The 23913-nt window shown below is 64.7% G+C and carries 26 protein-coding genes and 1 tRNA gene; 22 read left to right on the top strand and 5 right to left on the bottom strand.

Features of this window, described 5'->3' with window-relative positions; translation table 11 throughout:
• Positions 1-666: a dihydrofolate reductase family protein gene (locus BRA49_RS01085; protein WP_292382683.1), complete on the bottom strand. Its 666-nt coding sequence runs from the start codon at positions 664-666 to the stop codon at positions 1-3.
• A gap of 140 nt (positions 667-806) precedes the next feature.
• Here BRA49_RS01085 and BRA49_RS01080 point away from each other — a divergent pair, with 140 nt between their 5' ends.
• The 4 genes from BRA49_RS01080 (at position 807) to BRA49_RS01065 (ending at position 6654) form a co-directional block, all read left to right on the top strand.
• Positions 807-2012 carry a deoxyguanosinetriphosphate triphosphohydrolase family protein gene (locus BRA49_RS01080; RefSeq protein WP_292382682.1) on the top strand — a complete coding sequence of 402 codons (1206 nt, stop codon included), beginning with the start codon at positions 807-809 and terminating at the stop codon, positions 2010-2012.
• A 142-nt stretch (positions 2013-2154) separates the two neighbouring features.
• Complete coding sequence (locus BRA49_RS01075) at positions 2155-2484, top strand: hypothetical protein (protein ID WP_292382680.1); 330 nt, start codon at positions 2155-2157, stop codon at positions 2482-2484.
• A gap of 119 nt (positions 2485-2603) precedes the next feature.
• Positions 2604-5738 (top strand): DUF3427 domain-containing protein, encoded by a 3135-nt coding sequence (locus tag BRA49_RS01070; RefSeq protein WP_292382677.1) that lies wholly within the window; start codon positions 2604-2606, stop codon positions 5736-5738.
• A 37-nt stretch (positions 5739-5775) separates the two neighbouring features.
• Positions 5776-6654: an esterase/lipase family protein gene (locus tag BRA49_RS01065; protein WP_292382675.1), complete on the top strand. Its 879-nt coding sequence runs from the start codon at positions 5776-5778 to the stop codon at positions 6652-6654.
• On the opposite strand, the gene BRA49_RS01060 is transcribed toward BRA49_RS01065, so the two are convergent.
• Positions 6608-7105: a hypothetical protein gene (locus BRA49_RS01060; RefSeq protein ID WP_292382673.1), complete on the bottom strand. Its 498-nt coding sequence runs from the start codon at positions 7103-7105 to the stop codon at positions 6608-6610. The two genes, BRA49_RS01065 and BRA49_RS01060, sit on opposite strands and share 47 nt — an antisense overlap.
• Before the next feature lie 359 nt (positions 7106-7464).
• Between BRA49_RS01060 and BRA49_RS01055 the strand changes: the two genes are divergently transcribed.
• From BRA49_RS01055 to cysE, 9 genes are all read left to right on the top strand, one after another.
• Positions 7465-7536 (top strand) — tRNA-Cys (locus BRA49_RS01055).
• Between the two features lie 12 nt (positions 7537-7548).
• Complete coding sequence (pscS, locus tag BRA49_RS01050; protein ID WP_292382671.1) at positions 7549-8922, top strand: O-phospho-L-seryl-tRNA:Cys-tRNA synthase; 1374 nt, start codon at positions 7549-7551, stop codon at positions 8920-8922.
• Entirely contained in the window at positions 8919-10214 is a 1296-nt protein-coding gene (locus tag BRA49_RS01045) for an O-acetylhomoserine aminocarboxypropyltransferase/cysteine synthase family protein (protein ID WP_292382670.1), read from the top strand. Before pscS ends, BRA49_RS01045 begins: the two co-directional genes overlap by 4 nt.
• A 1-nt stretch (position 10215) precedes the next feature.
• On the top strand, positions 10216-11685 hold the full coding sequence (metX, locus tag BRA49_RS01040; protein WP_292382669.1) for a homoserine O-acetyltransferase MetX: 1470 nt from the start codon (positions 10216-10218) through the stop codon (positions 11683-11685).
• Positions 11682-12164 carry a DUF1890 domain-containing protein gene (locus BRA49_RS01035; RefSeq protein ID WP_292382668.1) on the top strand — a complete coding sequence of 161 codons (483 nt, stop codon included), beginning with the start codon at positions 11682-11684 and terminating at the stop codon, positions 12162-12164. Before metX ends, BRA49_RS01035 begins: the two co-directional genes overlap by 4 nt.
• Entirely contained in the window at positions 12143-12430 is a 288-nt protein-coding gene (locus tag BRA49_RS01030; protein WP_292382666.1) for a DUF1894 domain-containing protein, read from the top strand. The genes BRA49_RS01035 and BRA49_RS01030 overlap by 22 nt, the downstream gene beginning before the upstream one ends.
• Positions 12427-13563: a tRNA uracil 4-sulfurtransferase ThiI gene (gene thiI / locus BRA49_RS01025; RefSeq protein WP_292382664.1), complete on the top strand. Its 1137-nt coding sequence runs from the start codon at positions 12427-12429 to the stop codon at positions 13561-13563. Before BRA49_RS01030 ends, thiI begins: the two co-directional genes overlap by 4 nt.
• 18 nt (positions 13564-13581) lie before the next feature.
• Positions 13582-14511 carry a cysteine synthase A gene (cysK, locus tag BRA49_RS01020; RefSeq protein ID WP_292382663.1) on the top strand — a complete coding sequence of 310 codons (930 nt, stop codon included), beginning with the start codon at positions 13582-13584 and terminating at the stop codon, positions 14509-14511.
• 17 nt (positions 14512-14528) lie between these two features.
• Positions 14529-15482, top strand: coding sequence for a serine O-acetyltransferase (gene cysE / locus BRA49_RS01015; protein ID WP_292382661.1), 954 nt, complete (start codon positions 14529-14531; stop codon positions 15480-15482).
• 8 nt (positions 15483-15490) lie between these two features.
• Here cysE and nadA read toward each other — a convergent pair whose 3' ends face one another.
• On the bottom strand, positions 15491-16411 hold the full coding sequence (gene nadA / locus BRA49_RS01010) for a quinolinate synthase NadA (protein ID WP_292382773.1): 921 nt from the start codon (positions 16409-16411) through the stop codon (positions 15491-15493).
• A 122-nt stretch (positions 16412-16533) separates the two neighbouring features.
• Here nadA and BRA49_RS01005 point away from each other — a divergent pair, with 122 nt between their 5' ends.
• Positions 16534-16881 (top strand): hypothetical protein, encoded by a 348-nt coding sequence (locus BRA49_RS01005; RefSeq protein ID WP_292382659.1) that lies wholly within the window; start codon positions 16534-16536, stop codon positions 16879-16881.
• A 34-nt stretch (positions 16882-16915) separates the two neighbouring features.
• On the opposite strand, the gene BRA49_RS01000 is transcribed toward BRA49_RS01005, so the two are convergent.
• Entirely contained in the window at positions 16916-17470 is a 555-nt protein-coding gene (locus BRA49_RS01000) for a metal-dependent transcriptional regulator (protein ID WP_292382657.1), read from the bottom strand.
• 182 nt (positions 17471-17652) lie between these two features.
• Here BRA49_RS01000 and BRA49_RS00995 point away from each other — a divergent pair, with 182 nt between their 5' ends.
• Genes BRA49_RS00995 through BRA49_RS00975 form a run of 5 tightly spaced genes read left to right on the top strand, consistent with a single transcriptional unit; the run spans position 17653 to position 20836 of the window.
• Entirely contained in the window at positions 17653-17925 is a 273-nt protein-coding gene (locus BRA49_RS00995) for a FeoA family protein (RefSeq protein ID WP_292382655.1), read from the top strand.
• Positions 17922-18158, top strand: coding sequence for a FeoA family protein (locus BRA49_RS00990; RefSeq protein WP_292382653.1), 237 nt, complete (start codon positions 17922-17924; stop codon positions 18156-18158). The genes BRA49_RS00995 and BRA49_RS00990 overlap by 4 nt, the downstream gene beginning before the upstream one ends.
• Positions 18155-20152: a ferrous iron transport protein B gene (gene feoB / locus BRA49_RS00985; protein ID WP_292382651.1), complete on the top strand. Its 1998-nt coding sequence runs from the start codon at positions 18155-18157 to the stop codon at positions 20150-20152. Before BRA49_RS00990 ends, feoB begins: the two co-directional genes overlap by 4 nt.
• Position 20153: 1 nt before the next feature.
• Positions 20154-20570, top strand: a complete 417-nt coding sequence (locus BRA49_RS00980) for a hypothetical protein (RefSeq protein WP_292382649.1) — start codon at positions 20154-20156, stop codon at positions 20568-20570.
• Positions 20567-20836 carry a hypothetical protein gene (locus BRA49_RS00975; protein ID WP_292382647.1) on the top strand — a complete coding sequence of 90 codons (270 nt, stop codon included), beginning with the start codon at positions 20567-20569 and terminating at the stop codon, positions 20834-20836. Before BRA49_RS00980 ends, BRA49_RS00975 begins: the two co-directional genes overlap by 4 nt.
• Before the next feature lie 18 nt (positions 20837-20854).
• Here BRA49_RS00975 and BRA49_RS00970 read toward each other — a convergent pair whose 3' ends face one another.
• Positions 20855-21847: a radical SAM protein gene (locus BRA49_RS00970; RefSeq protein WP_292382646.1), complete on the bottom strand. Its 993-nt coding sequence runs from the start codon at positions 21845-21847 to the stop codon at positions 20855-20857.
• Positions 21848-22027: 180 nt separating this feature from the next.
• Between BRA49_RS00970 and BRA49_RS00965 the strand changes: the two genes are divergently transcribed.
• From BRA49_RS00965 to BRA49_RS00955, 3 genes are all read left to right on the top strand, one after another.
• Entirely contained in the window at positions 22028-22222 is a 195-nt protein-coding gene (locus BRA49_RS00965) for a MoaD/ThiS family protein (protein ID WP_292382644.1), read from the top strand.
• Between the two features lie 4 nt (positions 22223-22226).
• A complete protein-coding gene (locus tag BRA49_RS00960; protein WP_292382642.1) occupies positions 22227-23141 on the top strand; it encodes a TIGR00269 family protein in 915 nt (304 codons plus the stop codon).
• A gap of 215 nt (positions 23142-23356) precedes the next feature.
• Positions 23357-23896, top strand: a complete 540-nt coding sequence (locus BRA49_RS00955; protein ID WP_292382640.1) for a DUF6448 family protein — start codon at positions 23357-23359, stop codon at positions 23894-23896.
• The last annotated feature ends 17 nt before the right edge of the window (positions 23897-23913 follow it).

The following is a 23913-nucleotide window of genomic DNA, read 5'->3' as shown; positions in this document are numbered from 1 at the left end:
CTACTTCTTTACGGCATATACCAGGTGCACCGTGCCCTGCTCCATTGGCACGGCCTTCTGCAGTTCCAGCGCCACCCGTCCCCCGGCCCGGCCGAAGAGTTTCTTCTCTCCCTCGCCGACGACGACCGGATGAACGATCAAACTGATCGTATCCGCGATCCCCTCCCGGATGATGACGTTGTTCAACTCGGGGCCGGTATCGGAGACCACCCGTGAGACCCCGAACCGTTCGCCGAGCTCCCATAAGGCCCCCCGGAGGTCCACCCGGTTCCCGCCGCAGCGGATGAACGGGTACTCCCGCTCGCGGAGGTACTCAAGGTACTCCTCCGGCGTCGTCTCCGAGACGAGGACGACGACGTCCTTCGTATGCTCCATGTTCCGGTAGAAGTGGAGCAGGCCCTTGAGCACGCCCCTGCTGTCGACGATGACGCAGATGGGGCGGCGGTCGTCCGGCCGCACTTCGGGCCGGTGCCGGTCGGCCTCTGCCTCCGGCAGGGTGATGTCCATGAAGAGTTCGATCCCGGTCTTTGCCGTGGTCGACCCCGCAAGGACCGCCCCCGGCTCGAGGGCCAGGAGCGCGCCGTAGTGCAGGCCGAGATCGACCTCAAACCCCGTCACCGCGTGGTCGAGGCTCACGCTGTTGTGGATGATGACTTCCGGGTACATGCGGGAAGGGTACGTGCATCGGAAATATAGCCTGCGCGGATTCTACCCGGTACAGAAAGCCCTATCCCCTCTCCCGGCCGAGAACTCTCTACCGGAGGGTGGCCCGACCGAACCTGGCCTGCCTTCCCGGAGGATACCCGATGGAGATCCCGCAGAGTATCTTTGACCGTATGGAACGGAATATGGCCGACCGCGAATCGCTCCTCTCGCACCGGGCGACCCGGAACGCCGATTACCTCAGGCGGTCCGGCCGCAAACCCGAGGACCCGGTCATCCGGCCGCCGTTCTCCCGCGACGCCGACCGGATTGTCCACTCGAAGGCCTACTCGCGCTACATCGACAAGACCCAGGTCTTCTACCTCGTCGAGAACGACCACATCACCCACCGCGTCCTCCACGTCCAGCTGGTCTCGAAGATCGCAAGGACGATCGGAAGAGCTCTTTGCCTGAACGAGGACCTGATCGAGGCGATCGCCCTCGGTCACGACATCGGCCACGTCCCCTACGGCCACCTCGGGGAGAAGTTCCTCGACGAACTCTGCACCGAGCATGGGCTCGGGAGGTTCCGGCACAACGTCCAGAGCGTCCGGTTCCTCGACGTCGTCGAGGACTGCGACCTCACGCTACAGGTGCTGGACGGGATCCTCTGCCACAACGGTGAAGTCCATGACCGGAGCCTCACGGTCGAGGGCGAGGCCGATTGGGCCTCGTTTGCGGAGAAATTGGCGCGGATCGAGGCCGGGGGCGATGCCCTCCCCCTCACCGCCGAGGGGTGTGTGGTGAGGATCGCCGACAGCATCTCCTACCTCGGCCGCGATCTCGCGGACGCTCTCGAGGTCGCGGTCATCGATGAACGGGATCTCGATGACTTCCCGGAGAACTGCATGAACTTTTTCGGTATCGCCGGGCGAAAGAAGGAAAATTTCTCGGAAGTTAATCGAAGAGTGCTCGACGTCCTAATCCGCGACATCATCGCCGGGAGTTACGATGCCGACTGCATCGCCTTCTCAGGGGAGGCGTCTGCGTGTGTGGCGGCCTTCAAAGAGTTCAATATGCAGCACATCTACGAAAACCCAAGGCTCCTCGCGAACCGAGAGAAGATCCGGTTCATGTTTTGCTACCTCTTCGACCGCACCCTCGAGGATATCGAGGAGGAACGCGAGGCATCATTGGTCTACGAAGACCTCATCAACGCGCCGTGGGCATCTCGCGCGTATGTCGATGCCGCGGCGCCTGCGGAGCTTGCACGGGACTTCATCGCCGGGATGACCGACCGCTACTTCGAGCGGGTCTTCCGGCAGAGCATCCTCCCGGCAAGGGTCCGGTCGCGGTACCGGGGCGGCTGAACCCTGCAGGAAGAACAGGACCGGCATGAACGGAGGCCCTGCTGCTATCACCGGTAATCCTGTTCTGAGTCGATGGGCATAACCCGCCGGTTCCTGTGAATTCATATAGCGTTACTCATTGACCCTCTTTATGCGCAGATCAATGCTTATTTTGAGCCTGGCTGCAGTATTTGTTCTCACAGCAGGCTGTATTGGGCTTGTCGGCCCCGACCCGAAGGTCGTACAGGACTCTGCGATCCGGGACATCAGCCTCGCAAAAGGGCTCGTGTACAACGTGAACGCGGAGATCCGGAACGACGGCCGCGACGGGGACGTCACCGTGACCGCGAGACTGATCGACGAGGAGAAGGGATTTACACGCGATGAGGTCTCGGTGCAGGTCTTCATCCCCACGGGAGAGACAAAATGGGTCAGCCTCACACTGGACGGGGACGTCGGCAGGACGTACCGGCACAGTGTTGAGGTGCGGTAACCGGCGGGGTTCTTCCTGAACCGGACCCGGTAGGAGGGTGCCCGGACCCCCCATCACCCTGCCGCGATGAGGTTGGAGCATATCAGAGTCATTTTTAATCCCTCTCCCAAATGGGAAGTATGGAACTGCTTCCGGGGATCTACGAACAGGTCATCAGCCAATATCTCGCATCAAAACTCTCCGGCCCCGAAAGGGAAGGGAGGGTTCTTAAAGATCCCCTCGCACGCTTCGACCCCCAGAACGTCCTCGCACGACACATCGCAAAGATTCTCAGGGGTGCTCTTCTCTCCGCCGATGAACGGCATCTCCCGCTGGCGGAGCAGGTCCGGATCTGCAACCGCCTCATCGGTCACCTGGCCGCGGAACTGCACGATGAGACGCTTGAACGGTGTGCGATCACGCCCGACGCGGAGATCCTGCTCGCCCTTGCGGAACGCAACCCCTCAGCGCTCAACATCATTGCACCCGCGCGGCCAGAGACCTCCATCGCGCAGAGCAGCCTCTTTACCGGGTCTCCGAAAGAGCCCGGTCTCGTGAATGAGATGAGAAAGGAGATCCAGTCCGCTGACCGCATCGACCTTCTTGTCTCGTTCATCAAATGGAGCGGGATCCGGCTGATTCTCGATGATTTGAAAGAGTTTGTCCGGCATGGCGGTTGTCTCCGGGTGATCACGACCTCCTATACCGGGGCGACTGATATCAAGGCGGTCGAGGTTCTCGCGGCCCTCCCGAATACGACCGTCAGGATATCCTATGATACCGAGAGGACCCGGCTCCACGCGAAGACCTACACCTTCCACAGAAACAACGGGTTCTCCACCTCCTATATCGGGTCGTCAAACCTCTCGAGCCCTGCGATGACGAGCGGCCTTGAGTGGAACATCAAGATCACCGAGCAGGACTCATACGATATCATCAGGAAGATTGAGGAGACGTTTGAGACCTACTGGAACGACCCGGAGTTCGTCGCATACACCCCGGAGAGCCGGGAACAATTGCGGCATGCCCTCTCCAGGGAGAAGCGGGGTGAGTTCGATCTCCGCCCGGTCTTTGACATCCAGCCCTATTACTACCAGAAAGAGATCCTCGAACGCCTGAAGGTCGAGCGGGAGGTGCGCAAGAACTACAGGAACCTCATCGTCGCCGCCACAGGGACGGGAAAGACCGTTGTATCCGCGTTCGACTACAAAAGTCTCATCCGGAGGCCGGGAGAGTACCCGAGATTGCTCTTCGTCGCCCACCGTGAAGAGATCCTCAAACAGAGCCTCCAGGTCTTCCGGGGAGTTCTAAATGACCAGAACTTCGGAGATCTCCTGGTCGGCGGGAACGAACCTGCGCAGTTCGATCATCTCTTCACCTCGATCCAGAGTCTCAACAGCAGGAACCTTTCGGACCTCACTCCCCCGGACTACTACGATATGATCGTTGTCGACGAGTTCCACCATGCCGCTGCCCCTTCATACCAGAAACTGCTCACCCACTACACCCCGAAGGTCCTCCTCGGCCTCACCGCAACGCCGGAGAGGATGGACAACCTTGACATTCTTGGGTACTTCAACGGCAGGGTCTCCGCCGAGATCCGACTCCCTGAAGCGATCAACCGGAAACTCCTCGCCCCGTTCCACTACTTCGGCGTCACCGATGTCGTTGACCTCGATGGTGTGCCGTGGAGGCGGGGCGGCTACGATCCCGCCGAGCTCTCCAGGCTCTACACCGGGAACCGGGAGCGTGCGGACCTGATCTCCAGGGCCGTGCGGGACTACACGACCGACCTTGCCGAAGTCATCGGGCTCGGGTTCTGTGCCTCCGTGGAACACGCTGAATATATGGCTGCATCGTTCCGGGAGGCAGGCATCCCGGCGGCCTGCCTCCACGCCGGGAGCCCGCGGGAACTTCGTTCCTCCATCCAGAAAGACCTCGTCGCCCGGAAGATCCACTTCATCTTCGTTGTCGACCTCTACAACGAGGGTGTCGATATCCCCGAAGTGAACACCATCCTCTTCCTGCGCCCCACCGAGAGTCTCACGGTCTTTGTCCAGCAACTCGGTCGGGGCCTCCGCCTCTCGGACGGGAAGGAATGCCTCACGGTCCTCGACTTCGTCGGGAACCACAACAGAAACTTCCGGTTCGGGGAGAGGATTGCGGCGCTCCTCTCGTCGGGCGGAAGGACCCTGGTGGACCAGATCGCTCAGGACGCATACTCGCTGCCCAGGGGCTGTCACATCCATCTGGAGAAAGTGGCCCGGGATAAGGTTCTTGCAAACATCAAGGCAAACAGAACGGATAAGACAACGCTTATCCGGAGTATTCGCTCATTTGAGGCGGACATCGGCGAGCCTATCAGTTTCCGGAAATTCCTCCAGCGCTACAGCCTCGAGCCTCTCGACGTCTACCGGAAGGGTACCTTCTGTTCACTGGTTGCAGAGGCAGGCATATACCCTGAGGTCTACGCTGATGAGCGCCTCTTCCCGAAAGCTGCCGGGATCCGGCTGACGACCCTGAACTCGCCGGAAGCGCTCCGCCTCATCAGGGCGGTGCTGTCCGGTCCCTCTCATTACTCGCCGGCAGTCCTATCGGACCGCGAAAAGGGCGTGCTTGCGCTCTTCTACTACTCGCTCAACGATCAACCCCAACGTGGCGAGAGTGCGGACATCAGGGATATCTTCCCGGAGATCTTCGGGCATGATGAAATCCGGCATGAGGTCTGTGATCTCCTGGAGTATAACGAGGCACACCTCGAGTTTCTTCCAGGACCTCTCGACCTCGGTTTCGAGAATGCTCTCGAACTCCACGCCATCTACACCCGGGCCCAGGCTTTTGCAGCGCTTGGCCACTACACCCTGACCCGGAAGCCGGCAGAGGGCGGCCGGGAGGGTGTTGTATACTTGAAGGATAAGAAGGCTGACGTGTTCTTTGTCACCCTGAACAAGACCGAGGAGCACTACTCACCCACAACCATGTACCGGGATTATGCGATCAGCGAGACCCTCTTCCACTGGCAGTCCCAGAGCACCACATCCGCGTCGTCACCGACGGGCCGGCGCTACATCGAGCACGAACAGCAGGGGAGCCGGATCCTCCTCTTCGTCCGCGAATACAACAACGTCGACGGCATCACGCAACCGTATCTCTTCCTCGGAACCGCCCGCTACGTCTCCCACGAGGGGAGCCGGCCCATGAGCATCACCTGGGAACTCGACCACCCGATGCCCGCGGGGTTCTTCCTGAAGGCGAACAAGATGGTGGTCGGCTAGCCCCCGCCGAAACCTACATCGTGATGAGCGCCCGATTATGGGTTATGATCTGCTGCCGGCAGAGGGGGGGCGTGCTGCCATTCTGACGAACGAGAGATGTCCTGCCGTTCTGGTCCACGGGTGGCGGAGCCATCCCGGGATCTGGAACCGCCTCGCCCCCGTGCTCACCGATGCCGCGGTGCCCTTCTGGAGGTTCGACCACACCACGATGCAGGATGACGGGACAGAACCGATCGCCCTCGCTCTCCAGGACTTCATCCACGCACAGCGGAAGGGGACCGGTTACGTTGGCCCGGTCGACATCGTCTGCCACTCGATGGGGACCTGCATCGCCCGCTACCTCCTCGAGGTCCTCGACGGCGGCGCACGGGAAGAAGAGGTCCGGATGCTCGTCGGGATCGGCCCGCCGAACAACGGCTCGGCCATGGCCGAGCTCTTCAACGACCCCGACCGGGGCCCGGAGGTGATCCGGCGCCTTGCCGGGGTCTTCGTGCCGGAGGGTTACGACCCCGCCGACGACACCATCGTCCAGGAGTTCCGGCCGGGGAGCAGGACCGTCGCGGCGCTCCGGGCCGCCGGGACCCGCGACGACATCGACTACCGGATCCTCCTCGGCGCGAACCTCACCGCGACCCCGGCCTTCTTCCCGGCCTTCGGCGGCCGGACCTGGGAGATCGCTCCCGACGGGAAATGGCGGGCGACCTATGCCGGCGACGGGATCGTCCCCCACATCGACTCATACCTCCCCGGGGCCCGGATGGATGTGCTTCCGGCAGACCCCACGTTCCTCGCCCGGGACCCGGAGCATTACTGCCACACCCGGCTGCCGAGGAACCCCGAGGTCGTCGCCCGCGTCAGGGATTACCTCCTCACCGCCTCTGCAGGGCCCGCCGCGCAGACTCCGCCCAGGCGTTGATCGCTCGCTCCAGGTCCTCCCCGGCCTTCCGTGCCGCCTGCTCGATCTGCTCGTGCCCTTCAGGCGTCCCGAGCAGGCGGTGCCCCGCGTTCATCACGTCGTTGACTGCCTTGCGGACCGACCGCGATGCCTCGTGCATATGCTCCTCGATGGTGGGTGCCTCCGGCCCTGATGTTGCCCCGGGTTCGGGTTTCACCTCCGGTTCGGGTTTTACCGCCGGCCCTGATTTCACTTCGGGTTCCTGTATTGCCGCCGGCTCCGGTTTTGCCTCCGGTGCCGGTACGGAACCCTGGACCCAGCGCCCGCGTTCATAGCGACCGTTCATCTCGTTCGTAAGCGTGGGTGGATGGCTACCCTGGATAGAATCTGTTTTTACATCGGGCTCCTGTTTTGCCTCCGGTATGGGGGCGGGATCCTGGACCCAGCGCCCACGTTCATAGCGACCGTTCATCTCGCTCATAAGCGTGGTGTATGTCTACACTGGATAAAAACCTGGCTCTTTTACACCAACGGTTTCGTGACTCGACTTCTTCCGGGAATTTACCTACATCCCTCCGGGGGCGAGGAAATTACGGCTCATTTCGTCCCTGGTCCGGCGGTCAACCCCGGATGGTGTCGGCGTACCCGGACCTGCCGCGGACCCGCTGCCGTTCTTGCCGCAGAGCCCGCTGGCCAGGTGGGAACCACCTGCTGTTCTTGCGGCGTTCCTTCTCCCCGAAGGGGGTCGGTGGCGGGCACGATCCGAAGGTATAAATATTCACAATTGTTATTTACTGTAGGTCCGATTAACAATTGTTAACTTCGAATCCTGCCGAGGTGGCGGAACGGCTACGCGGTTGACTGCAGATCAACTCCATCCCGGTTCGACTCCGGGCCTCGGCTTGAGGTATCCCCATGAAAGAACAGGTTCAGAAGACGTTCGAAGCGCTCTTTGCGCTCGAGGATATCCGCGAGGTGCTCCGGGAGGCACTCCCGACCGGCCCGGACTCCGGCGAAGAGCAGGCGCTCCGCGAGGGTGTCGCCCGGGTCCGTGCCATCCTCGACGACCTGGAGGCGGGGACCGGGGCCCCTGCGGTCACGAAGATCGCGGGCACCCTCGATATCCGGAACCGGGAAGAGGCGTATATCAACATCCAGCCGATCCAGGCCGCCGGCCGCCTGACCCTCGAGGGCCGGAAGGCGCTCATCGCCTACGGTGACGGCTACTCCACCTGCGACGCCTGCCGGAAACCCTTCCGCCTCGACAAGATCACGAAGCCCCCCATCGCGGCGTTCCACGAGGACCTGGCCCGGTTCCTGAACATGGACATGGTCCGCGTCGTCCCCGGCGCCCGCCGGGGGTTCCAGGCGGTCGCCTCCACCCTCGTCGAGAAGGGCGACCCGGTCATCGTCTCGGCTCTCGCCCACTACACGGAGTTTCTGGCCGTCGAAGGGGCGGGAGGCGTGGTGAAGGAGGTCCCGGTCTCGAAGGAGAACCTCGTCACCCCCGACGCCGTCGCCGCAAAGATCGAGGACGTCCGGCGCGAGACCGGGAAAAACCCGGCGCTCGCCATGATCGACCACGTCGACTACCAGTTCGGGAACCTCCACGACGTCGCCGGTATCGCGAAGGTCGCTCACCAGTACGACGTCCCGTTCCTCCTCAACGGGGCCTACACGGTCGGGACCATGCCCGTCGACGGTAAAGCGATCGGGGCCGACTTCGTCGTCGGCTCCGGGCACAAGAGCATGGCCTCCCCCGCTCCCTCCGGGGCCCTTGCCGCCACCGCCGAGTGGGCGCCGCAGGTCTTCCGGACGACGGCGATGACCGGCGACCTCACCCAGCGGAAGTTCGGGGTCAAGGAGGTGGAGATGCTCGGCTGCACCCTGATGGGGGCGAACCTCATCGCCATGATCGCCTCGTTCCCTGCCGTCCGGGAGCGGACCCTCCGCTGGGACGAAGAGGTGAAGAAGTCCAACCACTTCATCGACGGCCTCCTCGCCATCGAGGGGACGAAGGTCCTCTCCGAGTACCCGCGGAGGCACACCCTCACGAAAGTGGACACCACCGGGAGTTTCGACACGGTCGCCGCGGCGCACAAGCGGCGGGGATTCTTCCTCTCCGACGAACTCTCAGGGCGCGGGATCGCCGGGGAGTTCGCCGGCGCCACCCGGACCTGGAAACTGAACACCTTCGGCCTCTCCTGGAAGAAGATCCGCTACCTGACGGAGGCTTTCCAGGATATCGCCGCAAAATACGATCTGAACGTCAGGAAAGAATCAACATGAGCACGCACAATTACCGGCCGGGCACGCTCGCCCTCCACGCCGGGCAGTCGCCCGATCCGGCGACGGGAGCCCGGGCCGTACCGATCTACCAGACGACCTCCTACGTCTTCCGCGACACGGAACACGCGGCGAACCTCTTTGCTCTCAAAGAGCCCGGGAACATCTACACCCGGCTGATGAACCCCACCACCGACGTCTTCGAGCAGAGGATGGCCGCGATCGAGGGAGGAACCGCGGCGGTGGGGGTCGCGTCGGGGATGGCGGCGATCTCGAGCGCCCTCCTTGCGGTCACGCGGCCGGGCGACGAGATCGTCGCCGCCGACAACCTCTACGGCGGCACCTACGAGCTCTTCAACTACACGTTCCCGAAACTGGGACGGCAGGTCATCTTCGTCGACTCGACCGACCCGGAGGCGTTTTCGGCGGCGGTGACGGAGAAGACCCGGGCGGTCTACGCCGAGTCGATCGGGAACCCGAAACTTGACGTCCCCGACTTTGAGGGCGTCGCGGCGATCGCCCACGACGCCGAGGTGCCGTTCGTCGTCGACAACACCGCGGCGGTCGGTCTCGTCCGCCCCATCGACCACGGCGCCGACATCGTCGTCCTCTCGGCCACCAAGTTCGTCGGGGGCCACGGCACCTCGATCGGCGGGGTGATCGTCGACTCCGGCAACTTCGCCTGGGACAACGGAAAGTTCCCCGGCTTCACCGAGCCCGACCCCTCCTACCACGGGCTCCGGTACTGGGAGACGTTCCGCGACTACCCGGGGCTCGGGAACGTCGCCCTCGCCTACAAGGTCCGGCTTGAAGTCCTCCGGGACATGGGCGCGTGCCTCTCGCCGATGAACGCCTTCCTCCTCCTGCTGGGGCTCGAGACCCTCCACCTCCGGATGGAGCGGCACTCGGAGAACGCCCTGGCGGTCGCCCGGTTCCTCCGGGACCACCCGAAGGTCGCCTGGGTGAACTACCCCGGCCTCCCCGATCACCCGGCCCACGCCCTCGCGCGGAACTACCTTTCCGGCGGGTTCGGCGCCCTGGTCGGGTTCGGGGTGAAAGGAGGGTGCGAAGCGAGCAAAAAGGTGATCGAGCGGCTCCGGCTCTTCTCGCACCTGGCAAACATCGGCGACGCGAAGAGCCTGGTCATCCACCCGGCGAGCACCACCCACCAGCAGCTGACGCCCGCGGAGCAGGCGACCTGCGGGGTCACTCCTGACTTCATACGCCTCTCCGTCGGGATAGAGGACGTCAGAGATATCATCGAAGACCTCGATCAGGCCCTTCAGGATGCGTAACATGCCCGGATCGGTCGGTACCGTCAGGACGGAGTACGTCACCTTCCCCGACCCCCTCACCCTCGAGAGCGGTGCGGTTCTTGCGCCGGTGACGATCGCCTACGAGACCTACGGCCGGCTGAACCGGGAGAAGAGCAACGCTATCCTGATCTGTCACGCCCTCTCCGGCGACGCCCACGCGGCAGGCTACCACGATGGCGAGACCCGGCCGGGATGGTGGGACGGCGTCGTCGGGCCCGGAAAGGCCTTCGACACCGACCGCTACTTCATCGTCTGCTCAAACGTCATCGGCGGCTGCAAGGGTTCGACCGGGCCCGCCTCCGTCAACCCCGCGACCGGCCGGCCCTATGTCCTCACCTTCCCGGTGATCACCGTGAAGGACATGGTCAGGGCGCAGAAACGGTTGATCGAACACCTCGGGATCGAGTGCCTCGCCGCGGTGGCGGGAGGTTCGATGGGGGGCATGCAGGCGCTCCAGTGGGCAGTCACCTACCCGGAGGCGGTCCGGAAGGTGATCGCCGTCGCCACGACCGCACGCTCGACCGCCCAGCAGATCGCCTTCAACGAGGTCGGGCGGCAGGCGATCATGGCCGATCCCGCGTGGGCGGGCGGGGCCTATCCGGCAGATCGCCCGCCGGTGCAGGGCCTGCGGCTCGCCCGGATGATCGGGCACATCACCTACCTCTCCGACGGGGCGATGCGCGAGAAGTTCGGGCGTAACCTCCAGAACCGAAGCAGCGTCGGCTACGGGTTCTCCACCGAGTTCCAGGTCGAGAGTTACCTCCACCACCAGGGCGAGACCTTCACCCGGCGGTTCGACGCCAACGCCTACCTCTACATCACCCGGGCGCTCGACTACTTCGACCTCGCCGTGGACGACTCGCTTGCCGCCGGGTTTGCCGGGGTGAAGGCCTCGTTCCTGGTCGTCTCGGTCTCTTCCGACTGGCTCTACCCGCCCTACCAGTCCGAGGAGATCGTCGATGCCCTGGCCGCAAACGGTATCAACGTTCAATACTGCGAGATCCGTTCGAATTACGGGCACGATGCCTTCCTCCTCGAAGACGGGCAGATGAACTACCTCATCGGCACGTTCCTCGACCATCTGCTCGTCCGGGACGTCATGGAGACAGGTGTCCCGACCATCGCCGAACGGGCATCCATCCACGACGCCGCGAGGCTCATGATCGAGAACGCCGTCAACCACCTCCCGGTGCTCGCCGGGAAGGGCGATCTCGCCGGGATCGTCACCTCCTGGGACATCGCGAAAGCGGTCGCCTGCTGTTACGGCAGCCTCGACGAGATCATGTCCCGCTCGGTCGTCACCGCCGCGCCGGACGAACCGGTCACGGAGGCCGCCCGGAGGATGGAGGAACGCTCGATATCCGCCCTTCCCGTCGTCGACGCCGACCGGCGGGTGATCGGGCTCATCTCAAGCGATGCGATCAGCACGCTGATAGGACGATGCGCATGACAACGCAAGCACATAAGGATGAATCAGCCCTCCTGGTCTTCGGGTGCCCGGAGGTCCCGGTTCAGGCGGCGATCGGCCTCTACCTCGCAGGCCGGCTCGCCGAGGACGGCTACGACGTGGTCACGGCCGGAAACCCTTCGGTTATCGGGCTCCTCCGCGTCTCCGACCAAAAGAAGCACTACATCGGAAAGACCGTCGACCTCGACCGCTGTATCGGAGAGGTCTCGGAGAAGAAGCGGGACGCCGCTCTCTGTGTGGTCTTTGCCCATAACGATGCCGGCATATCGTACGCCGCCACGATGCGCTACCTCCTTCCGGAAGCCCGCCTCGTGGTCATCGTCTTCGGCCGGAACGCCGAAGAACTCGCAGCAGGGGTCGAGTTCCCCTGCGAGAAGGTCATGGAGAAGGCGGTCCACAACCCGGGGAAACTAAAGAAAGGGATCGATGAGGTCTTCGGATGGCGTGCATCGACGAGCTGAACCCTGAGGTTCTCCTCCGGGGAGCCTCGTTCGCGGAATGCCGCGCCCTGGTGGAGAAACGCTGCCGCGAGGTCTACTACGTCGATCCGGGGTATGCGATCTTTGATACGCACCTCATCGGGGTCCCGCCGATCGCCGTCGGGGTGGAGGAGGATACCTTCATCATCCTCCCCTACACCAAGCCCTGCTACGGGACGTTCCTGATCCGGGTGCCGGGGGGCGAGGAGGTCGAACGGCTCAGGCGGAAGGGGAGACGGAGACCGTGACCGAACCGGACCGCGTCTGGCTGGTGCGTTACTCCGAGGTCTTCCTCAAATCGGAGCCCGTCCGCCGGGAGTGGGAGAGGGCCCTCGTCCGCGGGATCGAACGGGCGCTCCCGGGTGTAAAAGCCCGGCGGGAGCGCGGGAGGATCTGGCTTGCCGGGGACGTCGACCCGGAGGTGCTCCGGAAGATCTTCGGAATCGTCTCGTTCTCGCTCTGCGACGTCGTGCCGCTCGACGATCTGCCGGCGGGCCTCCTCACGTTCTGTGAAGGCCACGGCATCGGGGATGCCGCGACCTTCGCCCTCCGGATCCGGCGCATCGGGAAGCACCCCTTCACCTCCCGGGATCTTGCCGAACGGCTCGGGGACCTGATCCGGTCAGAGTACCCGCACATCCGCGTGGATCTCGATCATCCCGAACGGGAGATCTTCATCGAGGTCCGGGACGGGACCTGCTACCTCTTCGACCGGAAGATCCCTGCCGCCGGCGGCATCCCCCCCGGCGTCGAGGGAACGCTCGTCGCGCTCGTCTCCGGCGGGATCGACTCCCCGGTCGCGGCCTACCTGATGATGAAGCGTGGGTGCCGGATCGTCCCGCTCTATGTCGGGCTCGAGGGCTACCTCAACGAGACGAACTTTGCCCGGGCGAAGGCCACGGTCGAGGCTCTCCGCCGATATCAGCCGGATATCGAACTTCTGGTCGTCCGTGACGGGTACCTCGCCCGGGCGCGGCGGATGCTTGAAGAGCGGGGCGAGGAGCGCTACACCTGCCTCCTCTGCAAGCGGCGTATGTACCGGATCGCCGCCGAAGTCGCCCGGCAGGTAGGGGCGAAGGGGTTCGTCACCGGCGAGTCGATGGGCCAGGTCGCGTCACAGACCCTGGATAACCTGGCGGTGCTCACCGATGCGGCGGCGATCCCGGTCTATCGGCCGCTGATCGCGTTCGACAAGGAAGACGTCGTCCGGCTCGCCCGCGATATCGGGACGTTCGACGCCTCGATCGCCCCCGCCGGCGGGTGCGGAGCGGTCCCGGCACGCCCCTCCACCGCCGCTGCGGTCGAGACGGTCCGTGCGCTCGAAGAGGCGGTAAGGGATGCCGGAGATGTGGGAATGCTGCCAATTCAAGTATGTGAATGACCGAAGGAGGCTGATACCATGGGACGAATATATCGTGATATCACCTGGACGATCGGAAACACTCCGCTCGTCCGGCTGAACCGCGTGACGGAAGGCTCCCGGGCGACGGTCCTCGCCAAGGTGGAGTCGTTCAACCCGATGGGGAGCGTGAAAGACCGGATCGGGGTTGCGATGATCGACGAGGCCGAGCGGGCCGGCAAGATCCGGGAAGGGACGACAATCGTCGAGGCGACGAGCGGCAACACCGGGATCGCGCTCGCGCTCGTCTGCGCCGCCCGCGGCTGCCGGCTCGTGCTGACGATGCCCGAGACGATGAGCATGGAGCGGCGCAAACTCCTCGCGGCGCTGGGCGCCGAGGTGGTCCTCACGCCCGGGGCCGAAGGGATGAAGGGAGCAGTCGACCGTGCAGCCGCGATAGCTGCCGAGAACCCGAACGTCTATTTCATTCCCCAGCAGTTCGAGAACCCGGAGAACCCCGCCGTCCACCGCCGAACAACCGCTGAAGAGATCTGGCGGGACACCGACGGGACCGTGGATGCTGTCGTTGCCGGCGTCGGGACGGGCGGGACGATCACCGGGGTTGCCGAGGCCATCAAGGCACGGAGGCCCTCCTTCCGTGCAATCGCCGTCGAGCCTGCCGAATCTCCGGTCATCTCCGGCGGAACGGCCGGCCCGCACCGGATCCAGGGGATCGGGGCCGGGTTCGTGCCACGAGTCCTGCGGACCGATCTCGTCGACGAGGTCATCCGGGTCACCTCCGCGGACGCATTTGCGATGGCACGCCTGCTCGCCGCAGAAGAAGGGATCCTCGCCGGCATCTCGTCGGGTGCGGCGGTCCACGCGGCCCGCGAGGTCGCCCGCCGGCCGGAGTTCGAGGGAAAGGTGATCGTCGTCATCCTCCCGGACACCGGCGAGCGATACCTCTCGACGGACCTCTTTGAAGCCTGAAACGGGGGCGGGACGCGGTGAGCATCAGAGAGGACATCCAGACAGTCTTTGACAAAGACCCGGCGGCCCGGTCGACGCTCGAGGTGATCTGCTGCTACCCGGGCCTCCACGCGCTCTGGGCGCACCGGATAGCGCATGCCTTCTACCGCCGCCGGCTCTACTTCCCGGCCCGCCTGGTCTCTCATATCTCGCGGGCGCTGACCGGGATCGAGATCCATCCCGGTGCGAAGATCGGGCGCCGGGTCTTCATCGACCACGGGTCGGGCGTCGTCATCGGGGAGACGGCGGAGGTCGGCGACGACGTCCTGATCTACATGGGCGTGGTGCTCGGCGGCACGGCGCTTGAACAGACAAAACGGCACCCGACGATCGAGGACGGCGTCATCATCGGATCGGGGGCGAGCGTTCTCGGCCCCATCACCGTCGGCCGCGGGGCAAAGGTCGGTGCGGGGTCGGTCGTCGTCCACCCCGTCCCTCCCGGTGCGACGGTCGTCGGGGTCCCGGGCAGGCTCGCCGGCCCGAAGTGCCGGAAGGGCCAGGAGCGGCTCGACCGCGGCGACCTCCCCGACCCGATGCTCCGGGTGGTCAGCCGCATGCTTGACCGGCAGAACCGGATCGAGGAGCGGCTCCGGGCGGTGGAGCGGTCGGGGTTTGTTGCCGGGAAGCGGCAAGAGGAGATCGTGCTCGAGGAGAGTATTCGGGCGGCGCTAAAAGAGGTGATCGACCCGGAGGTCGGGATCGATGTCGTCGACCTCGGCCTGATCAAGGGGATCACCGTCCAGGACTCCTCGGTGCTCGTGGAGATGGTCCTGACCACTGCCACCTGCCCGCTCGTCGACTACCTTACCGACCGGGTCAGGCAGCGGGTGCTCGGCGTGAGCGGCGTCCGGGACGTCGAGATCCGGATCTTCGACGAGCCCTGGGACTGGGACCGGTTCTTCGGCCAGAGGGACGTTCTCAGGGAATTCTGAAGTCGGGTCTACCGGGGGAGGTCCAGCATCCGCTGGATCGCCGTCCGCGCCCGGGCGGCGGTATCCTCCGGAACCGTCACCCGTGGTTCGCACTGTTCGAGGGCCGCGAGCACCTTCGCGAGATCGGTCTTCTTCATGTTGACGCAGACTGCCCGGTTTGAGAGGGGGTAGAAGACCTTTTCCGGGCACTTCTTTTCGAGCTGGTGAAGGATCCCGACCTCGGTGCCGATGACGAATTCCCGGCCAGGGCTTGAGCAGGCGTGCCGCACCATCCCCGAGGTCGAGAAGACGTGATCGGCGAGGTCGATCACCTCGGGCCGGCACTCGGGGTGGACGAGCACCTCGGCGTTCGGGTGGGCGCGGCGGGCGACTGTCACCTCGTCGGCCGTCATCCGGTCGTGGACAATGCAGTAGCCCTCCCAGGGAAGGATCTCCTTCTTCGTGAACCGGGCGACGTAGCGGCCGAGGTTCCGGTCGGGGAGGAAGATAACCTGCTCCGCGTCCAGCGACTCGACGACGGCGACGGCGTTTGCGGAGGTGCAGCAGATATCGCTCTCCGCTTTGACCGCGGCTGAGGTGTTGACGTAGGCGACGACAGCGGCCTCCGGGAACCGCTCGCGGAGCACCCGGACCTCGCCGGCGGTGACCATCTCCGCCATCGGGCAGCAGGCATCGGCCGCGGGCAGGACGACCGTCTTCTCCGGCGAGAGTATCGCCGCCGTCTCGGCCATGAAGTCGACGCCGCAGAATACGATGACGTCGGCATCGATCGTCGCCGCCGCCCGTGCGAGTTCGAGCGAGTCCCCGACGAGGTCGGCGACCTCCTGCACCTCGGGGATCTGGTAGTTGTGGGCGAGAATGACGGCGCTCTTCTCCTCTTTCAGCTCGACTATCCGTTCGGCGAAGGTCTGATCGGGACTGGTGGACAGGATGGTATCACAACCTCTCTGGTCAACGATGTGAGCCTGATGAACAAGTGTTATCCCTTTGTACCCTTAACAATTGTGAAGTGTGGCACGGCCCCGCCCCGGGCTCCCACGGAGACGGTCTTATGGCGCGAACCCTATCTGAACGAGACGCGACAGTCCTGAAGAAGGCCGCTCCCGAATGCACGGAACTAATGTGTTCGGGTTCAGGAGGGCCGTACCGGTCCATCCTCCCACCGCTTGCGAACCATTACTCGACGGACGCCCGGGACTTCTTCGCCCGCCTGGAACGGCTCGACGATGACGACCTCCGCTACCTTGTGGGACTGATACTGGACGGGAGCGAGAGTCTCGGCTGCGTTCCTCCCGACTACATCGAGGTCTTCCTCACCTTCGTCGATAACCGGCTCGGCCGGGACGCCGCCCTCTCGATCCTGCAGCACTACGATAGCGCTGACGGATGCGCACCCTGACCGGCCGGGGGTGTGCTCCGGCACTGCTCCGGCCTCACTGGAGAGAACGGTCTCTCGCCGCCGGCCGGCCCGGAGGCGCCGCGGAGGGTCGTACTCCTTCAACCGCCCCCGCCTGATACCACAGGGTTTCCCGGCCACAATGCTCCCGGTGCGTCGGCTCCCGCTTTGACCTGCAAAACCCTTCAAACCGGCGCAGAAGATCCGCACTGCCCGGATCGGTGCCGATGAACTCGACAAAATGGCGGATCTGTTCGATCGTCTCCGGGGAAAGTTCGTGCTCCATGATACAGGCATCCCGTGAAGCAACCTCCTCCGGCACCCGGATGAGCGTGAGGAAGGCCCGGAGCGTCTCGTGCCGGTACTTGATGACCCCGGCAATGCTCCGGCCTTCGGACGTCAGGACCACCCCCTCGTACCGGCGGTGCGTGACCAGACCCATCGCATCGAGCTTCCTGACCATCTCGACGACCGTCGGGGGCCGGACCGAGAGCTCCGCGGCGATGTCTCTTGTCTTTGCGTAGCCTTTCTCGAGAGATACGTTGAGGATCGCTTCGAGGTAGTCTTCTGCCTTCCTGCTCAGGTTCCGCACAGTATCATGATTGTCTGATGCCGGGGCATATAATTGTTAGGGTGTCCTAACTCTGACAGGCCCCGCCGGCAGCGGCGATATTCGGTTTTTTCCAGGTTTTCCTAACATCTTTCGGGGAATTGTGCCGGCACCGAAACAATTTCGGCGCGAGATTATCCCGACCAAACAAGAGAGCAGGATCCATGGAACCATCGGATCAAAACGCCCCGCTACGTGGAGCGGTAACCACCCTCGATTGTATCGGCCCTGCCTGCCGGTGCCGCATCGTCGGCATCCGCGCTTCCGGGGCGCTCCGGAAACGGCTGCTCGCCATGGGCATGGTGCCCGGGGCGGATGTGGAGGCCGTCAGGGCCGCACCGCTCGGCGATCCCGTCGAGTACCGGGTGAAAGGATACGCCCTCTCGCTGCGGCGTGCCGAGGCGGGCCAGATCGAGGTCGTCCCGGAGGAGGAATGATGGGAGCCGTCTGCCCGCTCGCCCTCCTCGCTGCCGGGACCGAGGCGACGATCGCCGACGTCAGGGCCGGCAAGGGGATGCGGCTCCGCCTCGCCGGGCTGGGGCTCTGCCCCGACGCACGGGTGCGGGTGCAGTGCGCCGACCGGGGCTCGCTCATCGTCTCGGTCGGCGACGCCCGGTACGCCCTCTCGCGGGGGATAGCGATGAAGATCCTGGTGAAGGAGGCTGCATGACCGGAATCCGGGTTGCACTCGCCGGCAACCCCAACGTCGGCAAAACGACGCTTTTTAACGCGCTCACCGGGTCCCGCCAGCACGTCGGGAACTGGCCGGGCGTCACGGTCGAGAAGAAGACCGGCCGGATCAACCGGAGCGGCCATGCCATCGAGGTGATCGACCTCCCGGGAACCTACAGCCTGACCGCCTGCTCCGCGGACGAGGTCGTCGCGCGGGACTATATCCTCGAGGAGAGGCCGGACGTCGTCGTCCAGGTCGTGGACGCGACGAACCTCGAGCGGAACCTCTACCTGACGACCCAGATAGCCGAACTCGGGGTTCCGGTCGTCATCGCCCTGAACATGGCCGATGCGGCCGAGGCCGGGGGATGCGCCATCGACCGGGAGAGGCTCTCGGCCCTCCTTGCGATCCCCGTCGTGCGGACGGTCGGAATCCGGGGCGAGGGGCTCGACGACCTCCTCGACGCTGCAGTCCGGGAGGCGGAGACGCCGCCGCACCACGAGCACACCGTCGGGTACAGGAACGATGTGGAGGCGATGATCGCGTCACTGGTCGGCGTCCTCGAAGCCGATAAAGATCTTGCAGAACGGTATCCTCTCCGCTGGCTCGCGGCCAGGCTCCTCGAGGGGGACGAGAACGCCCTCGCTAAAGTCCGGGAGAGCCCTGTCTCTCCCCGGGTGCAGGCCCTCCTCTCTACAATCGACCCCGACGAGTGCGAGGCCGCGATGGCGGACAGGCGTTATGACGTGATCGCCGCCGTCCTGCCGCAGGTGCGCACCGCCGGTGCCCGGGGCATGAACGTCTCGGAGATGGTCGACCGTGTCGTCACGGACCGGTACCTCGGCATCCCGATCTTCCTCGCCCTGATGTGGGGGACGTTCGAGCTGACGTTTGCGGTCGCAGCGCCCTTTGTCGCCCTGATCGAGGCCGGGCTTGCCCGGCTTTCGGCGGCCGTGGCCGGATCGATCGGGCCCGCATGGCTTGCATCGCTCGTCGGCGACGGGATCATCGGCGGTGTCGGGTCCGTCCTCGTCTTCGTCCCGAACATCTTCATCCTCTTCCTGATCCTCTCGTTCCTCGAGGACACCGGCTACCTGGCGCGGGCCGCGTTCATCATGGACCGGCTCATGTACGCCATCGGGCTGCCGGGGAAGGCGTTCATCCCGATGCTGATCGGGTTCGGGTGCAACGTCCCCGGGATCATGGCGGCCCGGACGATCGAGGGCGAGAGAGACCGGTTGATCACGATCCTGGTAAACCCGTTCATATCCTGCAGTGCGAGGCTTCCGGTATACATCCTCTTTGCCGGCGCATTCTTCGGAGCGGCAGCGGGCGTCGTCGTCTTCCTCCTCTACGTCCTCGGCATCGCCGCCGCCATCGGGTCGGCAAAACTCTTCCGGCACACGATCCTGCCGGGAGAATCGTCCCCCTTCATCATGGAGATGCCGCCCTACCGGCTCCCGACAGCAGGGACGAGCCTGCTCCACACGTGGAGCAGAGGGGTGATGTATGTCCGCAAAGCTGGGACGATCATCCTTGCCGGGGCGCTCGTTCTCTGGTGCCTGGCATCGTTCCCGTTCGGCGTCGAGTACGGAAGCAGCGCGAGCCTTGCGGGCGCTCTCGGCCACCTGCTCGAGCCGCTCGTCGCGCCGCTCGGGTTTGACTGGAAGATCGCGGTCGCGCTGCTCTTCGGATTCGTGGCAAAAGAGGTCGTCGTCGGATCGCTCGGCGTGCTCTACGGGGCCGGGGAGGAGGGAGACGCCCTCTCGACGGCGTTCCTCGCCGACCCCGGCCTCTCGGCGGCGACAGCGCTCGCCCTGATGGTCTTCGTGCTGCTCTATACGCCGTGCCTCGCAACGATCGCGACCATCCGGAAAGAGACGGGATCGTGGAAATGGGCCGGCTTTTCGGTGGCGTACGGCCTCGTCCTCGCCTGGCTGCTGGCACTGATCGTCGGGCGGATCGCCCCGTCCTTCATTGGAGGTGCATAACATGAACAATATGGTACAGGGAGTATTCGGAGCGGTGCTCGGGGCGCTCTACGCTGTCTTCGGTACGCTCCAGATCGTCGCCGCCCTCACCGGTCCGGCCGTCCCGTTCGTCCCGGCCTCCCTCTTTGGGGGATTCGTCCTGCTCGTTATCGGCGCCGTTCTGCTGACGGGTGTGCGGAACCTCGCACGGGGGCTCGATGACGGGATCGGGTTCGTCAACGTGGGCACCCTGCTCTCGGTCGCATTCGGGGCAGTCACGCTCCTTGCGGCCGGAGCGGGGGCACTCGAAGCGGCCATCGCAGGGGAGGCATGGTCGGTCGCGGATGCGCTCACACCGGCCGTCTACCTTGCAGTCATAGGAGCCGCAGGGTTCCTCGCGTGGTGCAGGGCGTTCTTCCGGGGGCTTGCAACGGCATGATGCAGAGCATCCTTGAACGGATCGGTGCGGGGGCGTTCACGCTCCCATCGCTTGCTATGGAACTCGGCATATCACGGGAGTCGCTGCTTGACCGGCTCGCGCTGATGGAGCGGCTCGGCTATATCGCCTGCGAACGGCCCTGCGAGACCGTCCCGGGCCGGTGCAGGTGCTGTTCCGGCGGTTGCGGGTGCGGGGGTGCGGCCGATCTTCCGGTGCGGTACGTCCTTACCGCGAAGGGGAAGCGGCTGTGCGGGCGGGGCCGGTAAACACCCTCGCGGCCCGTCTCACACGTCCCGAAACGGCGTGAGGTCGCACCCGGTGCAGGGGAGGCACATCGTCCTCGCCCGCCGCGGGTCAAGACCGTTCTGCTCCAGGATATCGCGGGTCATCGCCGCGAGCCCAAGAAGCCGCTCCGCCGACGGACGCTCGACGGCGATCTCGCCTGCCCGGAGGGGCGATGCGGAGATCGGCCGGAGGATGGGGATGACACCCAGTTCTGCGAGGTAGGCGACGCCGTCCCTGACCATGCTGTCCTCTTCACCGAGACCGATGATGAAGTTCGAGAAGACGGCGTTCCTCCCGAAGACCTCCACCGCCCCTGCGAGCGCGTCGAGGATGAACGGAAGGGAGAGGCCGGGGCAGACCGCGCGGAAGACACCCGGGTCCATCGTCTCGACGTTGTACTTGACCTCATCGGCACCGGCGGCGCGGAGGATCGCGGTCGAGGCCGCGGTCGGGTAGACCGAGACCCCGATCGGGAGGTCGAACCGCGCCCGGAGCGCCCTCACCACGGCCGCCACCCGCTCCACCTCCCGCTCCGGCGATTCCGCGACACCGCTCGTGAGGGAGATCGCAGAGAGGCTCCCGCCGGCATTGGCCTCTTCGACCATTCTCGCGACCGTCTTCGTGTTCTTGATCGCCCCGTCGAGTTTCGGCACCGGGCAGAACGTACAGTCGTGGACGCAGCGTTCGCTGACGGTGATGTAGGCCTGTTCCGGGCAGTGGCAGAGCGGGCGCTCGATGCTGCCCCGCGTGATCGTCTCTTTGTCGTGGACGACGGCGACCCCATCACCGTCCGGGACGACCCGGAGCGGCGATGCCGGGTTGGTGGAGAGCCTGACCCGCCGGCCGCCGGAGCGGATGAAGACCGACGATCCTCCGGCGCCCGGACCCGCCGTCGCCGTCGTCGGAATGAGATTCGCACCGAGGGCCTCGTCGATGCTCGCCGAGCCTATGCTGACGAGGTATGCCTTCTCCTCGGGTGTCATGATGTGCATCTCTTCTCCTCCTCCCGGTCGTCGTCACGGGCTTGCCGGGCACAGATTAACAATTGTGAATCTGCACACGGATCTCTTCTGAGATCCTTATATTATTTACTGTTACGGCAGATCCGGCCGCATTCTGCCCCCGATCCTTGAGGATATTTATGGGGTGGCGGGACCAACACTATACGACACATGCAGATCATCCTCCCGGACAGGAGCGTGCGGACGCTCTCCCGCGCCTCCGCACCGATAGAAGAGATCCTCCTTGAGCTCGGGATCAACCCGACGACCGTGATCGTCATAATGAACGGCAGGATCGTCCCCGAAGACGTGACGGCGACCGAAGGCGACGAGCTCCGGATCGTCCGGTTCTCACACGGCGGGTGAGGCGGTGACTTCGGCGGAGAACCGGTGCTCCTTCTGCGGCAAACCCGCGGTCGCCCGCCTTACCGGGCCGGAGCGGCGGCTCTGCGCCGCCCACTTCATCGAGGACGCCGAAGCCCGTGTCTTTGCCGCCATGAAAGACGAATGCATGGTCGCGCCGGGCGACCGGGTCGCCGTCGGCCTGAGCGGGGGAAAAGACAGCACCGCCCTGCTCCTGCTGCTCCACCCCATCCTCCCCACGCTCGGCGCGACCCTCGTCGCCGTCACCGTCGACGAAGGGATAGCGGGCTACCGCGAAGAGACCCTCAAGGCCGCGGAGGCTCTGACGGCGGAGCTCGGCGTCGAGCATGTGATCGTCACGTTCGCCGACCTCTTCGGGAAAGACCTTGATCGGCTGCTCGTCGGCAGGGAGGCGCAGGGCTGCACCGTCTGCGGCGTGCTGCGCAGGCGGGCGCTCGCCGAAGGGGTGAAGCGGGTCGGCGCGACGAAGCTTGCCACCGGCCATAACCTCGACGACGAGGCGCAGTCGGTCCTGATGAACGTCCTCCGCGGCGACCTCCCCCGCCTTCGCCAGGACACCTCGACCGGACAGCCGGGTCACTTTGTTCCGCGGATAAAGCCGCTCGCCGTCCTCTCCGAGAAGGAGATCGTGACCTACCTCCTCCTCCGCGGTTACTTCCGCGACCTGCCCGAGTGCCCCTACGCCGGGACCGCGCTCCGGTCGGAGGTGCGCACGATGCTTGCAGGGCTCGAGCACCGCCACCCGGGGACGATGCTCCGCATAATAAGGTTCCGCGACGGGGTCAGGCGGTCGGCCCGTTCCGTGGAACCGGTGAAGGCGCTCTCTACCTGCCGCAGATGCGGCGAACTTACGAGCGGCGAGGTCTGCCAGGTCTGCAGGCTGCTCGGGCAGGGAGGATAGAAGATCGTCGGCCTCTCGGGGAATATTATAATCACTCCTCCATATGTCTCCGCTGCTCCGCTCTCCTTCCGGCACCGGGTGCCGCAGGGTTCCCGTGTATCAGGCTCCGGAAGTCCGGTGAGACGCATGCCGCCCGGCCCGCCTGCTGGCGAATCGAGCAGAGAAGCCTTATTGCTGCGCAGGATCTAAGCGAACCGATCAACGGAGGTCTACGGATGCCACCGCATTGTGATACACGGGACGGCCCTGTGGTCAGGGCAGCAGAGGAGGCTCTGGAGAAGGGAAATGTGAATTACGTTCTCATCTGGGTGCCGAAGGAATCGGAGAGAGAACTGGCCGACGCGTTCGAGCGGACGATGAAGGTCCGGAAGCTCGGTGAGGGGGCAAAGGACCTTGCCGACGACTGGTTCTTCGAGACCGCGATCAGGCTCCACCGGGCAGGCGAGGGAGCGCCCTATACCGGATTGAAACCGGCAGGCCTTGACGAGGGGCCTGTGGTTCCCCGCGCCGAGAAGGCGATAGAAACCGGTGATGCCGGCGAGGTCATCAGGTTCGTCCTCGATGTCGCGAGAGAAGACCTGCAGCGCCGCTTTCATGCCGTCATCGAGAAGAAGCATTATGACCCGGACGACGTCGTAGCAGGTCGCGCGTATGTGCAGGCGTTCATCGATTTCGTAGTCTACACCCACCATCTCTACCGGTATGTGAAAGGCGGCGAGAAGCATGAAGGGGGCGGTGGCGGCCATTCCCATTGAGCGGGCATCCTTCGGGA

The sequence above is a fragment of the Methanoculleus sp. UBA430 genome, assembly GCF_002506585.1.
Classification (GTDB): domain Archaea; phylum Halobacteriota; class Methanomicrobia; order Methanomicrobiales; family Methanoculleaceae; genus Methanoculleus.
Note: the sequence above shows the minus strand (reverse complement) of the source record. Positions and strands in the feature narration are given on the sequence as shown.

Bases quoted from the DNA above. Each gene is read 5' to 3' on its own strand.
- BRA49_RS01075 (WP_292382680.1), top strand. From the start codon at position 2,155: ATGCTTATTTTGAGCCTGGCTGCAGTATTTGTTCTCACAGCAGGCTGT.
- BRA49_RS00975 (WP_292382647.1), top strand. From the start codon at position 20,567: ATGATGCAGAGCATCCTTGAACGGATCGGTGCGGGGGCGTTCACGCTC.
- BRA49_RS01005 (WP_292382659.1), top strand. From the start codon at position 16,534: ATGGCGCGAACCCTATCTGAACGAGACGCGACAGTCCTGAAGAAGGCC.
- BRA49_RS01080 (WP_292382682.1), top strand. From the start codon at position 807: ATGGAGATCCCGCAGAGTATCTTTGACCGTATGGAACGGAATATGGCC.
- BRA49_RS01065 (WP_292382675.1), top strand. From the start codon at position 5,776: ATGGGTTATGATCTGCTGCCGGCAGAGGGGGGGCGTGCTGCCATTCTG.
- BRA49_RS01035 (WP_292382668.1), top strand. From the start codon at position 11,682: ATGACAACGCAAGCACATAAGGATGAATCAGCCCTCCTGGTCTTCGGG.
- feoB (WP_292382651.1), top strand. From the start codon at position 18,155: ATGACCGGAATCCGGGTTGCACTCGCCGGCAACCCCAACGTCGGCAAA.
- BRA49_RS01085 (WP_292382683.1), bottom strand. From the start codon at position 666: ATGTACCCGGAAGTCATCATCCACAACAGCGTGAGCCTCGACCACGCG.
- BRA49_RS00995 (WP_292382655.1), top strand. From the start codon at position 17,653: ATGGAACCATCGGATCAAAACGCCCCGCTACGTGGAGCGGTAACCACC.
- metX (WP_292382669.1), top strand. From the start codon at position 10,216: ATGCCCGGATCGGTCGGTACCGTCAGGACGGAGTACGTCACCTTCCCC.
- BRA49_RS00990 (WP_292382653.1), top strand. From the start codon at position 17,922: ATGATGGGAGCCGTCTGCCCGCTCGCCCTCCTCGCTGCCGGGACCGAG.
- BRA49_RS01030 (WP_292382666.1), top strand. From the start codon at position 12,143: ATGGCGTGCATCGACGAGCTGAACCCTGAGGTTCTCCTCCGGGGAGCC.
- BRA49_RS00955 (WP_292382640.1), top strand. From the start codon at position 23,357: ATGCCACCGCATTGTGATACACGGGACGGCCCTGTGGTCAGGGCAGCA.
- BRA49_RS00965 (WP_292382644.1), top strand. From the start codon at position 22,028: ATGCAGATCATCCTCCCGGACAGGAGCGTGCGGACGCTCTCCCGCGCC.
- cysK (WP_292382663.1), top strand. From the start codon at position 13,582: ATGGGACGAATATATCGTGATATCACCTGGACGATCGGAAACACTCCG.
- BRA49_RS00970 (WP_292382646.1), bottom strand. From the start codon at position 21,847: ATGCACATCATGACACCCGAGGAGAAGGCATACCTCGTCAGCATAGGC.
- BRA49_RS00980 (WP_292382649.1), top strand. From the start codon at position 20,154: ATGAACAATATGGTACAGGGAGTATTCGGAGCGGTGCTCGGGGCGCTC.
- BRA49_RS01060 (WP_292382673.1), bottom strand. From the start codon at position 7,105: ATGAACGGTCGCTATGAACGTGGGCGCTGGGTCCAGGATCCCGCCCCC.
- pscS (WP_292382671.1), top strand. From the start codon at position 7,549: ATGAAAGAACAGGTTCAGAAGACGTTCGAAGCGCTCTTTGCGCTCGAG.
- BRA49_RS01045 (WP_292382670.1), top strand. From the start codon at position 8,919: ATGAGCACGCACAATTACCGGCCGGGCACGCTCGCCCTCCACGCCGGG.
- BRA49_RS01070 (WP_292382677.1), top strand. From the start codon at position 2,604: ATGGAACTGCTTCCGGGGATCTACGAACAGGTCATCAGCCAATATCTC.